Source organism: Methylobacterium sp. OAE515 (assembly GCF_041806315.1).
GTDB classification, from domain to species: domain Bacteria; phylum Pseudomonadota; class Alphaproteobacteria; order Rhizobiales; family Beijerinckiaceae; genus Methylobacterium; species Methylobacterium tardum.
Genome location: NZ_JBGMUV010000001.1, coordinates 2,935,459 through 2,949,273 on the forward strand (window position 1 = coordinate 2,935,459; position 13,815 = coordinate 2,949,273).

A 13,815-nucleotide genomic window follows, 5' to 3' on the forward strand; every position below is an offset into this window, starting at 1 on the left:
GTTTTCCGTAGACCTTTTCGGGAGGGAAACACGCTCTCTTCTCGGCGCCTTGGCTCAAAATCCAACCTGCCGATGCGACGCGGCCCAGCTGCCGGCCTCAGCGGCTCCGGTACGGACCGTCGCCCTCGACCCGGTCATAGACGCCGTGCCCGGTGCGCGTCCGGTAGGCGCGGCCGGCGATCTCCCCCGGGGTCGGCGGTGTGCCGGGCTGAGAAAAACTCGTCTCCGGACGATAGGCTGGCCCCCAGCCGATCTCCTCGTCACCCGCAGGATCCTTGCCCGGAAAACCTGTCACGTATCCGGTGCTCTGCGCGAGCGCCGGACCCGCGGCGAGCCCAACCAGGGTCGCCAGAGTGAAGCGCAGGGTTGTTCGCGATGGCATCGTCCGTATCCTCCATGTCCGATCCGCATGACGGATCCTATGGCGAGCAAACACCCGACCGGGCCGCGGGTTTTCGCAGCGTGCCGTCACGCCGCGGACGCGGCGGCACCCGGGCGATTCAAAAGCCCGGACAGGCCGAGCTGCCTCGACCGGGATACCAGCGCGGAGGCGGACCCGTCATGGAAGATTGGAAGGCGGGGCTTTGGGCGGAACTGCGCGCCATCGAGATCGCCACCGGCGACGCGGCCGCGGCACAATTGCCGGCCCTGCTCCGGCGTTTGCAGCGGCATCAGGCCAGGCTCGGCGGCAATCCGATGCTGGCGCCGTACCGCCGCTGGCGCATCCGGCGTCTCACCCGGGCCGTGGCGGATGCACGTTGGCACGCGGAGCAAGGCCGGGTCGCTCGCCTCGGCGGCCTGGATCCGCGCCGTTAGGGCGCGTCAGGCCGCGACCGGGCGCGCGGCGCGCCGGCCGGTCCGGGCTGCCGCGACCGGGCGAGGGGCGGAGACCTCAGGAAGGGTCTGATCCGAGCGCTCGGCACTGGGGGCCGGAAGGCGCACGAGGACGATGGTGCCGACCGAGACTTCGGAGCGGATCCGCAGCGAGCCGCCATGCAACTCGACCATCGACCGCGTGATGGCGAGACCGAGCCCCGATCCCTTGTGGCTGCGGGTCATCTGGGTCTCCACCTGCGTGAAGGGGCGACCAAGGCGTGCGAGATCGGAGCGCGGGATCCCGATGCCGTTATCCTCGACGAACAGGTGCGTGCGTGTCCCGGCGCGCCGGGCGCGCACCACGACCTGACCGCCCGCCGGCGTGAACTTCAGGGCGTTCTGGATGAGATTCGCGAGGATCTGCTGCATCGCGTTCGGGTCGGCCAGCAGGTCGAGTCCCTGCGGGACGTCGACGCTGATGGTGATGGCCTTCTCGCGGGCCGCGGCCTCGACGGGCGCGAGCGCGGCCGCGATGGCCGTTTCGGCGCAGATCGCGCGGGGATCCAGCCGCACCCGGCGCGCCTCGAGCCGCGCCATGTCGAGGATGTCGTCGATCATCGAGAGCAGGTGCGAGCCGCTCTCCCGGATGTCGCGGCAATATTCGGTGTAGCGCGGGGTCCCGAGCGGCCCGAGCACCGCGTTCTCCATCACGTCGGCGAAGCCGATGATGGCGTTGAGCGGCGTGCGCAGCTCGTGGCTCATGTTGGCGAGGAACTCGGACTTGGCTTGGCTCGCGGCTTCGGCAGCGGCCTTCTGGTCGAGGTAGCGCTCGGCGAGGTCGGCGAGTTGCTGGGTCTGCAGCTCGAGGGTCCGGCGGGAGCGCTTGAGGTCCTTGACCGTCTCGATCAATTCCCGTTCCGACGCCAGGAGCTGCTCCTGATTGCGCTTCAGGCTCGTGATGTCGGTCCCGACCGAGACGTAGCCGCCATCCTTGGTGCGCCGCTCGCTGATCTGGAGCCAGCGGCCGTCCGCGAGTTCGGCCTCGAAGGTGCGCGACGTCATTCCGATCAGGGCCCGGCCGGCATCGGGCGATTCACGGCGGACCTGCGGCAGCACGCCCCGGCCCATCACGTCCATGTAGCTGCGGCCGGCCTGGGCATCCTCGGGGCTGAGGGCGTGGAGATGCCGGAACTTGGAATTGCACAGGACCAGCCGGTTTCCGGTGTCCCAGAGGACGAAGGCCTCCGAGATCGCCTCGACGGCATCGCGCAGGCGCATGTCGGCCGCCGCGTTGGTCTCTTCGAGCGCCCGCTGCTCGCTGATGTCGGTGGCGATGCCGACAAGGTGGCGGCCGCCATCGGCCGCGTCCGCGACGACCTCGGCCCGGGCGCGGAGCCAGACATAGGCCCCGTCGGAGCCGCGCATGCGGAAGGCGTGGTCGATGAACGTCTGGTTGGCGGCCAGCCCGCGGGCGAGGCTGTAGAGATCCCCGTCGTCGGGGTGAACCAGGCCGTTGACGTCGCCGAAGGAGAGGTACTCGTGCTGCCGCCGGTAGCCGAGCAGGCTGTACATCGAGTCGGACCAGTAGATCCGCCCCCGGGCGACATCCCAATCCCAGAGGCCGCAGGCGCCGCGGCGCAGGGCCGTCTCGAGGCGGCCGCGGATCTGCTCACGGGCCCGGTCGGCCCGTGCCGCATGCCGGGTCTGCAGGCCGTAGGCGAGGCCGACGCCGACGATGACCAGGGCCGCAGCCGCGATCAGGACGATCTGGTCGCGGGTCCGCGCGCTCCAGCCGCGCAGCAGTGGCTCGACCGGCTGGAGGACCGCCACCTGGCCGGCGCCGCCGGGCAGGCTGTGCACTGCGGCCAGCACGCTCTCGCCGCCCGGAAGCTCGAGAGCCATGGCGCCGGCGCGCTCGCCGAGGCCCGAGAGCGGCTCGCCGTCGCCGAGCACCTGGGCGAGGGTCGTCAGGTCGGCCGGAAGCGGCGGATGGGCGGCGGCGATGCGCGTGTCGGGCCGAACCAGCAGCAGGCGCCGGCCCGGATGGCGGCCGCTTTCCGGCATCAGGGTCTGGAGGTCCGACGCGACGGTCCCGGCGGGCGCGACCGCCCGCGCGGCCAGCCGGGCGAAGCCCTCGATCTCGGCGCGCGCGCCGGCCAGGATCTCGGCGCGTTGCCCCTGGATGTGGAGCGCCGCCAGTCCGACGAGGCAGGCCAGGAACATCGCGAGCGTGCCCGGCACGGCGTAGCGCAACCAGCGCTCCGCTTGGCCGAGCCGCGGATCCCGCGCCCGCATCGGCCACGAGACGGTGAGACTCGAATCCGCACGCGCGGAGAAGGAAGCGGAACCCGCCTCCGGCATGGCCGAACCTCGCCCGTGGGAGCTGCGAACCGGTCGAGGCGTCCTGCCCCCCGAATCTGTGTGAATACAATCACCTCGGGGGGCCATTTGTCCACGGGTTTTTTGGCCCGAGGGATTGACGGGCGCCCGGTGTTGCTGGGTCGCCCGGTTGGAGTTTTCTACCGTAAGTTCAGCTACTTAGCCGTCTCCGAGAGTCCGTGCGAGGATGTCGGCGGAGTCCCGCGAAAGGCCTGGGATCGCCTTGATCCAATTAAGCATTTCGACCGCCTTGGCGGCACGCGATTTTTCCAGCCGGCGCCAGGATCCGAAAGCCGTCAGCAGCCGCGCGGCAACCTGTGGGTTGGCCGAATCGAGGGCCGCAACCGTGTCGGCCACGCGTGAGAACCCGCCCCCGTCCTTCCGGGTGAACTGGGTCGGATTGCCGAACGCAAAGCTTCCGATCAGGGCGCGGACCCGGTTCGGGTTGGTGATGGTGAAGGCGGGGTGGCTCTGCAGCCGGGTGATCCGCTCCAGCGTCCCGGCCTCGGGGATCTGGGCCTGGATGGCGAACCACTTGTCGAGCACGAGGGGCTCGTCGGCGTAGCGCGCGGCGAATTCCGCCAAGGCGGTCTCGCGGGTCTCCCCGGGTATCAGCGCGAGGGTGCCGAGGGCGGCGAGGCGGTCCGTCATGTTGGTGGCCTCGGCCAGGCGCGCGGCGGCCCGCGCTGCACCGGCCTCCGGATCGCCCGCCGCGACGAGGTCGAGGGCGGCGTTGCGCAGCGATCGGCGACCAGCGGAGGCCGCGTCGGGGCTGTAGGCAGCACCTGCGGCAGGAGCGAGGGCCGCATCGAGGCGCTCGAGCCGCGACCGCAGCGCCGTCCCGAGATGCGCCCGCAGGTCATGCCGCGCCCGGTGGATCGCGTCGGGATCGACATCGGACGGCACGGCATCCGCCGCCTCGCCCTCGCTCGGCAGCGCCAGGACGAGGGCGGCGAAGGCCGGATCGGCCAGGGCCTCGTCGTCGAGGAATCGTCCGAGCGCGGCCGCGAAGGCATCGGCACGGCCCGGATCGGGTTCGAGGATCAGGCGGAGGCTCACGTCCTGGGCGGCCTGCCACCGGTTGAACGGGTCGCTGTCCTGCGCGAGCAGCAACATGCGCTGCGTATCGGAGAGGGTGAGATCGAGCCGAACCGGCGCGGAGAAGTCGCGCAGGATCGACGGGACCGGTTCCTCGGCGACGCCCTCGAACACGATCTCGGCCTCGGCCCGGTCCAGGACATAGACGCCGTCGCGCACGTCCGGGCAGCTCGCCTCGGTGAGCGGGCCGGACGCGCCGACGAGACCGAGGGCGACCGGGATCACCAGCGGCGGCCCGACCTGCCCCGCCTCTCCGGGCAGGCTCTGGGCGAACCGGAGCGCGTAGCGTGCCGCCGCCGGATCGTAGGTGGCCGTCACGGCAAGGCGGGGCGTGCCGGGGCGCTCGTACCAGCGGGCGAAGGCGGACAGGTCGCGTCCCGAGACCGCCGCGAAGGCCGCCAGGTAATCCTCCACCGTGGCGGCGCGCCCGTCATTGTCGACGAAGTAGCGGTCCATGCCGGACCGGAACGCCTCGGCACCCAGCAGCGTGCGCAGCATCCGGACGATCTCGGCGCCCTTGTCGTAGACGGTCGCCGTGTAGAAGTTGTTGATCTCCGCGTAGGCCCGGGGCCGCACCGGGTGGCGCAGCGGCCCGGCATCCTCCGGGAACTGGCGCGCCCGGAGCGAGCGCACCTCGCCGATCCGGTGCACCGGCCGGGAGCGCATGTCGGAGGAGAATTCCTGGTCCCGGAAGACCGTGAGCCCCTCCTTCAGGCAGAGCTGGAACCAGTCCCGGCAGGTGACGCGGTTGCCCGACCAATTGTGGAAATACTCGTGGGCGATGATCGCCTCGATCGCGGCGTAATCCCCATCGGTCGCCGTGTCGGGGCTGGCCAGAACGTACTTGTCGTTGAAGATGTTGAGGCCTTTGTTCTCCATGGCGCCCATGTTGAAGTCGGACACGGCGACGACGTTGAACACGTCGAGGTCGTAGGCGCGGCCGAAGGCGGTCTCGTCCCAGGCCATCGAGCGGATCACCGCGTCGAGGGCGTAATCCGCCCGCGGCTCCTTGCCCGGCTCGACATAGACCGCGCAGGTGACCGGACGCCCGTCCATGGTGGTGAACCGCGTCTCGACCTTGCCGAGGCGGCCGCCCACGAGGGCGAACAGGTAGGCCGGCTTCGGGTGCGGATCGTGCCAGACGGCGAAATGCCGATCCGCGCCGACGGATCCCGCTTCGACGAGGTTGCCGTTGCCGAGGAGAACCGGCGCCTCGGCCCGATCCGCCTCGATACGCGTGGTATAAACCGCCATCACGTCGGGCCGGTCGAGGAAATAGGTGATGCGCCGGAAGCCGTCGGCCTCGCACTGCGTGCAGTAGACCCCGCTCGAGCGGTAGAGCCCCATCAGCTTGGAGTTGGCCGTCGGGTCGACCTCGGTGACGAGCCGCAGGGTGAAGGGCGTCCGGGGCGGCGCGAGAAGGCTCAGGCCGGCCGGACTCGCCGTGTAGGCATCGGCCGCGAGGGCCGTGCCGTCGAGGTCGACCGAGACCAGCCGCAGGTCATCGCCGTCGAGGTTGAGCGGCGCTCCTGTCTCACCCGCCGGGTTCGGGCGGAGCGCCAGGGTCGCGTGGATCCGGGTCGCGTGCGGGTCGAGGCGGATGTCGAGGTCGACGCGGTCGATCAGGTAGTCGCTCGGCCGATATTCCTCGAGGCGGATCAGCGGCGGCGTCTCGGTGCGCATGCGGCTCTCTCTCCGGGTGCGGTTCGGGCTCGTTCTGGTCCTTCGCGCCGCCGGGCGCAACGCGGTCGGACCGCGTCTTCTGGCGCCACAGGCCGCCGATAAGGCCGAGATTGGCTGCGGCCAGCAGGGCGAGCACGCCCCAAAGGGCATCGGGACCGATGCGGGTCAGCAGGTAGGCTCCCAGCGGCGGGCTGAGCGCCTGCGCGACGAGCCCCGGCCGTGCCAGGCGGCCGATCAGACCGGCGTAGTGGTCCGGGCCGAACAGCGCGAGCGGAACCGTGCCGCGGGCGATCGAGTAGACGCCGTTCCCGGCGCCGTAGAGGACGAGCGCCAGCCCGATCACCGGCAGGTGCGCCGCCAGCAGAACCAGGCCGAGGGCGACGAGCGCGAAGGCGGCGGTCAGCGTCCAGAGCGGATGGTGACGCCCGCGGCCGGAGATCTCGATCAGCCGGGCCCCGACCTGCGCCGGGCCGATCAGGCCGCCGTAGCCGACGGCCGTTGCGAGACCGACACCGCGCGACAGGAGCAGGGTGATCAGGTGGACCGACACCAGCGCCATGATCGCGCCGCCCAGCACGAGGACGCCGGCCATCAGCAGGACCGCTCGGCGCTGCCAGGCGACCAGCGGCGGCATGGGCCGGGTCACGCCGCCGGCCCCGAGGGCGTGTCCGGGCGCCGCGGGGATCGCCAGGAGCACGAGGGGCAGCGTCACCGTCAGATGCAGCGCCGCATAGGTAAGGCAGGCGCCGCGCCAGCCGACATGCGCCACCAGGACCGCCGAGAGCGGCCAGCAGACGGTGCTGGCGAAACCGCCCAGAAGCGTCAGGGCCGTGATCGCCGGGCGCGCCTCTGCGCCGTAGAGCCGGCCGAGCGTCGCGTAGGCGGGATCGTACAGCCCGCAACCCATGCCGAACCCGATCACGAGCCACCCGGCCAGGAAGACCGGCAGGGCAGGGGCGAGACCGAGGATCGTCAGCCCGGAGGCCAGGAGCAGGGCCGCCAGCGCCAGGACCGGGCGGCCTCCGCGCCGCTGGATGGCTGCCCCGACACGCGGCGAGACCGCGGCCGCGACCAGAAGGCCGACCGACAGACCGCCGACGATCCAGGCCAGCGGCCAGCCGGTGTCCCGGGCGATCGGCTCGGCCAGCACGGCGGGCAGGTAGTAGGACGAACCCCAGGCGAGGATCTGCACCACGCCGAGGGCGGAGATCACAGGCCATCGCTTGGCGCGGGTGGCCATCAGGGCGTCGGCCCCGAGCCGGGACCGCCGCGCGAAGATCGACCCGTCGCGGCGATCCTCGACGAAGAGGCGCCCCTCACGCCAGACCGACGCGGCGGCCGTGCTCGTCCACCACCGGCTCTCCGTCCTCCTTGATGAACGCCCCCTGCTGCGGGGGAAGGAGATCGAGCACGGCCTCGGAGGGCCGGCACAGACGAACGCCCAAAGGGCTCACCACCAGGGGCCGGTTCAGCAGAACCGGATGCGCCGCGATGGCATCCAGAAGCCGGTCATCCGGGATGGCCGGATCGCCGAGCCCCAGTTCCGCGAACGGCGTGCCCTTCTCGCGCAGGATGTCGCGCACCGAGAGACCGGCACGGGCCAGCAGCTGCACGAGCAGGGCCCGGTTCGGCGGCGTCTTCAGGTACTCGACGACGTGCGGCTCGATCCCGGCATTGCGGATCATCGCCAGCACGTTCCGCGACGTGCCGCAGGATGGGTTGTGATAGATCACGACGTCGAAGACGCTGTCAGGCATGGTCCACCTCACGTGCCGCAGGGTCGGGGTTCGAGAAGGCCGCCACGGCCGGCGCGCAGACTTCGGGACGGCCCTGGCAGCAATCCGTCATGAGAAATGCGATCAACCCGGAGAGAACCGGGTAGGCGGCGCTGTAGATGATCGAGCGCCCGGCGCGGCGAGACCGGATCAGCCCGGCCTGCTGCAGCTCCTTCAGGTGGAAGGAGATCGTGGAGGGCGACACACCGATCGCCCCGGCAAGGGTTCCGGACGCCATGCCGTCCGGCCCAGCCACAACCAGCGCGCGCAGCGCTCTGAGCCGGTGCTCCTGACCCAGCGCCACAAAGGCCGCCAGGGCTTGCGGTTCATCCATCTACACTTCTACATTCAAACCATCGTTTGAACATACGAGATCGCTGCATCGTGGACAAGTCCGAGCCGACCGCGCGTACGCTTCGTCTGACCGACGAGTTGCCCCATCTCAGCGCGGCGCATCTTCCGGTGCCGACAGCAGCGCAGCTACACGTCTGCGAACCGTTCACACATGCGCCGCGCTTCCTGATCCTGTACGGCTCGCTGCGCGCGCGCTCGTACAGCCGCTTCCTGGCGCAGGAAGCGGCCCGGCTGCTGGAGGCCCTGGGCGGTGACGTCCGGATCTATGACGCGCACGGGCTGCCGCTGCCCGACGACAGCACGGCGGATCATCCAAAGGTTCAGGAGCTGCGGGCGCTCTCGCTCTGGTCGGAAGGCCAGGTCTGGGTTTCGCCTGAGCGCCACGGCAACCTGACCGGCGTGATGAAGAGCCAGATCGACTGGCTGCCTCTGAGCGAGGGCAGCGTGCGCCCGACGCAGGGCCGTACGCTGGCGGTGATGCAGGTCTCTGGCGGATCGCAGAGCTTCAATGCGGTGAACTCGCTGCGCCTGCTCGGTCGCTGGATGCGGATGATCACCATCCCCAACCAATCCTCCGTGCCGATGGCCTATCGTGAGTTCGACGACGACGGTCGGATGAAGCCGAGCCCCCTCTACGAACGCATCGTCGACGTGTGCGAGGAGCTGATGAAGTTCACCCTGCTGACCCGCGAGCGGGCGGACTATCTGGTCGATCGCTACAGCGAGCGGAAGGCATCCGCGCCGGACCGGATGACGGAACTGGCCGCCGATATCGGCCTCGCGAAGCCCTGACGGACGCCCCACGGGTCCGCCTCGCTGGAGCGGAGCGGGCGTTTGCCGTCGAAGCGGGCTACTCGACCGGCGGCGCGGCCCTAGCTAGCGCAGCAACCGGCCGGCCACCCTCGTGGCCGCCTCCCGATGCCGCCCAGGCACGGCCGGTCATGTCCGTATCCGCTGAGGGCGCCGTCAGAGCCCTCGCCAACAGAGGGATCGTCGCCCGATGGAATTTCTTCACACCATGGTCCGGGTCGCCGATCTCGACCGGGCGCTCGCCTTCTACGTCGACACGTTCGGCCTCCAGGAGGTCCGCCGCGTTGAGAACGAGAAGGGTCGCTTCACGCTGGTCTTCCTGGCCGCCCCCGGAGACGCCGAGCGCGCGAAGGAGACGAAGTCGCCGCTCGTGGAGCTGACCTACAACTGGGATCCGGAAACCTACACGGGCGGGCGCAATTTCGGTCATCTCGCCTATCAGGTCGACGACATCTACGCCTTCTGCAGCCGGCTGCAGGAGAAGGGCGTCACCATCAACCGCCCGCCGCGCGACGGCTACATGGCCTTCGTGAAGTCGCCCGACGGCATCTCGATCGAGATCCTCCAGAAGGGCGGCGCGAAGGCGCCGCAGGAGCCCTGGGCGTCGATGGAGAACACCGGGACCTGGTAACCGGCCTTGACCCGGACGGCGGCCCGGGCGCATCTGCCCGAGGATCAGCCGGCCGGGCGGCCGCTCCGGACGCGCGAGCGTCCGGGGAGGAAAGTCCGGGCTCCATGGAGAGACGGTGCCGGATAACGTCCGGCGGGGGCGACCCCAGGGACAGTGCCACAGAGAGCAGACCGCCCCGGATCCGTCCGGGGTCAGGGTGAAAGGGTGCGGTAAGAGCGCACCGCGGACGCGGCAACGCGGACGGCACGGCAAACCCCACCGGGAGCAAGACCGAATAGGGGCGGCGCGCCCTTCGCGAGAAGGGCAGGCCCGCTCTCCAGGCCAGTCGCCCGGGTTGGTTGCTCGAGGCGGTCGGCAACGACCGTCCCAGAGGAATGGCTGCCACGTCGGGGCGTGCAAGCGCTCCGGCCCTACAGAACCCGGCTTACAGGCCGGCTGATCCACCAGCCCTCAAAACAGAAGCCCCGCCAGCGCCTTACAGGCGACGCGGGCCCCGCAACCGGACGTCAGCTTCGATCAAATTTCCGGCGCGACGAAAACCTTCGGTTAACCTTGCCAGGGTCAGATCGGATCGCGCGGCAGCGCCAGGCTTGTGCGTTGACGATCCTCCGAGGCCCATGATACCCGGCATCCTCCCGTCAACGGCGTGTATCGGATCGCCGGGCGCAACCTGCCTCAGTGCGGGTCCCGTCCGAGCGCGGCGTTTTGCGCGCTCCGAATTCGATGCCGTTCCCGTCACGCGCGCCGCGCTCGCGCGGCCCGGTCCAGGGCATCATGAGACGCACGAGCCGCATCCGCGACCGGTTCCCCGGTCCGCGTCGCCCTTCCGCTCCGAACTGCGTCTCCCGGCGGAGGTGCCCATGACCCGCCGCCGCCCTCCGGCTGAGCTTCCGACCTCCGTCCGGCGCAGCGGCACCGAGTCCGAGGCCTCGTCCCCGTCGGCTCAGCCGCACGTGCCGGTGCTGCTCGAGGAGGTGGTCGCGGCGCTCAGCACCGACGGCGGACTGGCCGTCGACGGCACGTTCGGAGCGGGCGGCTACACGCGCGCCCTGCTGGATCGGGATCCGGCCCTGCAGGTCGTGGCGATCGACCGCGATCCTACGGCGATCGCCGCCGGCCAGAGCCTGGTCGCCGAGTCGCGGGGGCGCCTCCGCCTGGTCCCGGGCCGCTTCGGCAACCTCGACACCCTCCTGGCCGAGGCCGGCGTAGCGCAGGCCGATCAGGTGGTGCTCGACATCGGCGTCTCGTCGATGCAGCTCGACGTACCGGAGCGGGGGTTCTCGTTCCGCAACGACGGCCCCCTCGACATGCGCATGGGCGGCGACGGCCCCAGCGCCGCCGACATCGTCAACGAATCCGACGAGACGGTGCTCGCCGACATCATCTACCATTACGGCGAGGAGCGGCGCTCGCGCGCCGTCGCGCGGGCGATCCACGAGGCGCGCCGCCGCGGCCGGATCGAGACCACTGCGCAACTCGCCGAACTGGTGGCCGGCGTGGTGCGGGCCGAGCCCGGCAGCCACATCCATCCCGCGACGCGGACCTTCCAGGGCCTGCGCATCGCGGTGAACGACGAACTCGGCGAGCTGGTGCGCGCCCTGCACGCGGCCGAACGGGTGCTCACGCCCGGCGGCCGGCTCGCCGTCGTGACGTTCCACTCCCTTGAGGATCGGATCGTCAAGCAGTTCTTCGCGGCCCGCAGCGGCCGCTCCGCGCAGGGGTCGCGCCACCTGCCGGGCGCTCCGGCCGAGGTGGTCCGCAGCTTCAACCTCGTGACCAAGGGCCCGGTCCTGCCGAGCGAGGCCGAGACCGCGCGCAACCCGCGCGCCCGCTCGGCCAAGCTCCGCGCGGCGGAGCGCACGGAGTCCGACGTGCCCGAGCCGCTGGCGGCGCTGACCGCCCTGGCAAGCCTGCCCGAAGCCGCCCGCGGGGGCCAGCGCCGATGATCCGCCTCCTGAACCTGCTGGCCGTGGCCGGCCTCGTCGCCTCGGCGATCTACGCCTACTCGATCAAGTACGACACGCTCTATCAGGGCGGTCAGGTGTCGAAGCTGCAGACCGCCCTGCACGCGGAACGGCAGGCGATCGCGGTGCTGCGCGCCGAGTGGCAGCTCCTGACCCGGCCCGACCGGCTGCAGGCGGCTGTCGACAAGCATCTCGCCCTGGAGCCGATCGGCACCAGCCACTTGGCGCGCCTCTCGGATCTGCCCGCCCGTCCCGAGCGCGGCGACGAGATCGGACGCCTGCTCGCGGCCACCGCGACGCCCAAGGACAAGGGTGCGATCGAGCCGCGCACGACCGGCTCGATCACCCGCACCGTCACCACGACCCGCACCCCGACGACGGCTTCGAGGTAATCCCCCGTGTCCGAAGACGCCGACCAGATCGCATACGCGGCAGCCGAGACGCAGGCGGCCGAGGCGCATATTGCGGAGCACGAGGCCGCCCTGCTGGAGGCGGCGGCGCTTGCGCATGCCGCCAACGCGCCGCGCGTCCTCGCAGAGGACGAGCCCGTCCCGGTGGATCGCGCCGAGCGGGCCAAAGCGTTCCTGCGCAGCATGTTCCGACTGGCGATCGAGCGGTCGCACATGCGCGTCGCCCTGGTCGGCTTGGTCTTCGTCGCCGTGTTCGGGACGATCTCGGCCAAGCTCCTGATGATGGCGATCTTCGGCGAGCCGCCCAGCCAGGAGCACAGGGTCGCGGCCGCCTCTTCGACGGCGTTCCGGCCCGACATCGTCGACCGCAACGGCGAGATCCTGGCCACCGACATCCGCACGGTCTCGGTCTTCGCCGAGCCCGGCAACATCTACGACAAGGACGAGGCGGTGGAGCTGCTCACCGCGGTCCTGCCGGAACTCAACGCCACCGAGCTGCGGGCCAAGCTGGCCTCGCGCAAGGGCCGGAGCGGCGCCGGCTTCGTGTGGGTCAAGCGCGAGCTGACCCCGAAGCAGCAGGCCGAGGTCCACCGGCTCGGCATCCCGGGCATCGGCTTCCTGCCCGACCACAAGCGGGTCTATCCGAACGGCACGGCCGCCGCCCACATCCTGGGCGCGACCAATCTCGACGGCATCGGCATCGCCGGGATGGAGAAGTACATCGACTCCACCGGCCTCCAGGCGCTCAACAGCTTCGGGCTGGTCAACAAGCAGGCCGACCTGAAGCCGGTGCAGCTCTCGATCGATCTGCGCGCCCAGTTCGCCGTGCGCGACGAGCTGGCCTGGGGCATCGACCACTTCAAGGCCAAGGCCGGCGCCTCGATGATCCTCGACGTGAAGACCGGCGAAGTCATCGCGCTGGTTTCCATGCCGGATTTCGACCCGAACGATCCGAAGGACGCCCTCTCGCCCGACCGGATCAACCGGATGAATGTCGGCGTCTACGAGATGGGTTCGACCTTCAAGGCGATGACGCTCGCCATGGCGCTCGATTCCGGCAAGTACAACGTCAACTCGACCTTCGACACCCGCGGCGGCGTGCTGAACTGGGGTCGGCAGAAGATCCACGAGTATCACGGCACCAACCGCGTCATCACCATGCCGGAGGTGTTCACCCACTCGTCGAACATCGGCTCGGCCAAGATGGCGCTCGGCGTCGGCGTGACCGGCCACAAGGCCTTCCTGAAGAAGATGGGCCTGCTCGACCGGCTGCGCACCGAGCTGCCCGAGAGCGCGGCGCCGATCGTCCCGTCCCGCTGGACCGAGATCAACACCATCACCATCGCGTTCGGGCACGGCATCGCGGTGGCGCCGATCCAGGCGGCGGCCGCTGTCGCGGCCATCGCCAATGGCGGCGACCTGATCACCCCGACCTTCCTGAAGGCGAACCCGGACGACAAGGCCCGCGCCACGCACGTGCTCTCGTCCCAGACCTCCGAGGCGATGCGCTACATTATGCGCCTTAATGCCTCCGAGGGCTCGGCCAAGAAGGCCGCAATCCCGTACTACTTCGTCGGCGGCAAGACCGGCACGGCCGAGAAGGTGATCGGCGGCCGCTACATCCACAACCGCCTGTTCACGACCTTCATGGCGGCGGCGCCGATGAACGACCCGAAGTACCTGTTCGTCACGATCATGGACGAGCCGCAGGGTCTGCCGGAATCCGGCGGCTACGCCACGGCGGCCTGGAACTCCGGCGTGGTCACCGGCAAGGTGATCGAGCGGGTGGCGCCGATCCTGGGCCTGCCGCCGCAATTCGAGCCGCCGGTGAGGCCGTTCCCGCAGATGGTCAAGCTCAACGCCTACCACATCAACCAGCTCGGCGGCCCGTGATG

General features: G+C 70.4%; 11 protein-coding genes, 1 other RNA gene and 1 pseudogene. 7 read left to right on the plus strand and 6 right to left on the minus strand.

Annotation, left to right across the window (positions count from 1 at the left end):
• Nucleotides 1-97 precede the first annotated feature (97 nt).
• Nucleotides 98-382: a hypothetical protein gene (locus ABIE45_RS14415; protein ID WP_192708508.1), complete on the minus strand. Its 285-nt coding sequence runs from the start codon at nucleotides 380-382 to the stop codon at nucleotides 98-100.
• A 14-nt stretch (nucleotides 383-396) separates the two neighbouring features.
• On the opposite strand from ABIE45_RS14415, the gene ABIE45_RS14420 reads away from it, so the two are divergent.
• Complete coding sequence (locus ABIE45_RS14420) at nucleotides 397-816, plus strand: hypothetical protein (protein ID WP_373622350.1); 420 nt, start codon at nucleotides 397-399, stop codon at nucleotides 814-816.
• Between the two features lie 6 nt (nucleotides 817-822).
• Here the strand turns inward: ABIE45_RS14420 and ABIE45_RS14425 are convergent, their stop codons facing one another.
• From ABIE45_RS14425 to ABIE45_RS14445, 5 genes and pseudogenes are all read right to left on the minus strand, one after another.
• Nucleotides 823-3,177, minus strand: a complete 2,355-nt coding sequence (locus ABIE45_RS14425) for a PAS domain-containing sensor histidine kinase (RefSeq protein ID WP_192708509.1) — start codon at nucleotides 3,175-3,177, stop codon at nucleotides 823-825.
• A 177-nt stretch (nucleotides 3,178-3,354) separates the two neighbouring features.
• Nucleotides 3,355-5,976: an aminopeptidase N gene (gene pepN / locus ABIE45_RS14430; protein WP_192708510.1), complete on the minus strand. Its 2,622-nt coding sequence runs from the start codon at nucleotides 5,974-5,976 to the stop codon at nucleotides 3,355-3,357.
• Between the two features lie 7 nt (nucleotides 5,977-5,983).
• Nucleotides 5,984-7,216 (minus strand): annotated as a pseudogene (locus ABIE45_RS14435) (MFS transporter); the annotation flags it as partial.
• Nucleotides 7,217-7,292: 76 nt separating this feature from the next.
• Nucleotides 7,293-7,733, minus strand: a complete 441-nt coding sequence (gene arsC / locus ABIE45_RS14440; protein WP_192708511.1) for an arsenate reductase (glutaredoxin) — start codon at nucleotides 7,731-7,733, stop codon at nucleotides 7,293-7,295.
• A complete protein-coding gene (locus ABIE45_RS14445) occupies nucleotides 7,726-8,085 on the minus strand; it encodes a metalloregulator ArsR/SmtB family transcription factor (RefSeq protein WP_192708512.1) in 360 nt (119 codons plus the stop codon). The genes arsC and ABIE45_RS14445 overlap by 8 nt, the downstream gene beginning before the upstream one ends.
• Nucleotides 8,086-8,135: 50 nt before the next feature.
• Between ABIE45_RS14445 and arsH the strand changes: the two genes are divergently transcribed.
• From arsH to ABIE45_RS14475, 6 genes are all read left to right on the plus strand, one after another.
• Nucleotides 8,136-8,897, plus strand: a complete 762-nt coding sequence (arsH, locus tag ABIE45_RS14450) for an arsenical resistance protein ArsH (RefSeq protein WP_373622351.1) — start codon at nucleotides 8,136-8,138, stop codon at nucleotides 8,895-8,897.
• 208 nt (nucleotides 8,898-9,105) lie between these two features.
• A complete protein-coding gene (locus ABIE45_RS14455) occupies nucleotides 9,106-9,546 on the plus strand; it encodes a VOC family protein (protein WP_192708513.1) in 441 nt (146 codons plus the stop codon).
• A gap of 44 nt (nucleotides 9,547-9,590) precedes the next feature.
• Nucleotides 9,591-9,989: RNase P RNA component class A (gene rnpB, locus ABIE45_RS14460), an RNA gene on the plus strand.
• 417 nt (nucleotides 9,990-10,406) lie between these two features.
• Nucleotides 10,407-11,492, plus strand: coding sequence for a 16S rRNA (cytosine(1402)-N(4))-methyltransferase RsmH (rsmH, locus tag ABIE45_RS14465; RefSeq protein ID WP_192708514.1), 1,086 nt, complete (start codon nucleotides 10,407-10,409; stop codon nucleotides 11,490-11,492).
• A complete protein-coding gene (locus ABIE45_RS14470; RefSeq protein ID WP_192708515.1) occupies nucleotides 11,489-11,902 on the plus strand; it encodes a hypothetical protein in 414 nt (137 codons plus the stop codon). The genes rsmH and ABIE45_RS14470 overlap by 4 nt, the downstream gene beginning before the upstream one ends.
• A 69-nt stretch (nucleotides 11,903-11,971) precedes the next feature.
• Nucleotides 11,972-13,813 carry a peptidoglycan D,D-transpeptidase FtsI family protein gene (locus ABIE45_RS14475; RefSeq protein WP_373622884.1) on the plus strand — a complete coding sequence of 614 codons (1,842 nt, stop codon included), beginning with the start codon at nucleotides 11,972-11,974 and terminating at the stop codon, nucleotides 13,811-13,813.
• Nucleotides 13,814-13,815: the final 2 nt, after the last annotated feature.